Annotated in this window: 1 protein-coding gene; it reads right to left on the bottom strand. The window is 51.0% G+C overall.

What is annotated here, in order from left to right; genetic code table 11:
* Positions 1–669: DNA methyltransferase (locus HMPREF2609_RS07430; protein WP_371326043.1), on the bottom strand; the 669-nt coding region annotated here is incomplete at both ends.

Genomic DNA, 669 nt, shown 5'->3' with positions numbered 1-669 from the left:
GGGGCATCCAAAAGATAGGCATTAATACTTTTGACGTCTGCCGCTTCACGAGTCTGTTTCGCGTTCCAGTCATATTCAAATAGTCGCGGTTTATAGTCCTCAGAGCGGGTGAACCCGGTAATTACGCAGTGTACCGCAGCTTGACCGGGTGCTTGAGAATCCCACGGGAACGTGTGATACGCGAATTTAATGCGCCATCCTTCCCGAAAAATCGGGCCAAAAAGTGCCGGGACCGGCTGTCCTTGCGCAATAGAGTTAGTCGATACGAAAGCAAATTCGCCCTCGAAATCATGATTGAAGAACTGTACCGCTTTCCAGAACCAAGCGGTCACAAAATCCAGGTAACCGTCATAATCTTTACCCCACACTGTTTTCATGGCGGAAGTCTGTGCTTTAGACATCGTCCACTGTCCCAAAAACGGCGGGTTCCCAAATATAAAAACCTTGGTGGCTTCTGCCGGAATCATCTCACGCCAATTGGTGGTGAGAGCATCCGCATGCACAATATGAGCTACCGACGTAATCGGCAAACGTGTGGGAACCTGGCCCAAAGCGCGCGCCAAGGCACGGTCAGCCTGAAACTCCGATAAGAACATGGCGACTTCCGCAATCCTTGAAGGCCACCAGTTAATCTCAATCCCGTGGAACTGCGAAATGGAAAGGCGCGTG

The sequence above is a fragment of the Rothia sp. HMSC058E10 genome (assembly GCF_001809415.1).
In the GTDB taxonomy this organism is placed as follows: domain Bacteria; phylum Actinomycetota; class Actinomycetes; order Actinomycetales; family Micrococcaceae; genus Rothia; species Rothia dentocariosa.
This window is presented reverse-complemented; position numbering and strand designations above follow the sequence as displayed.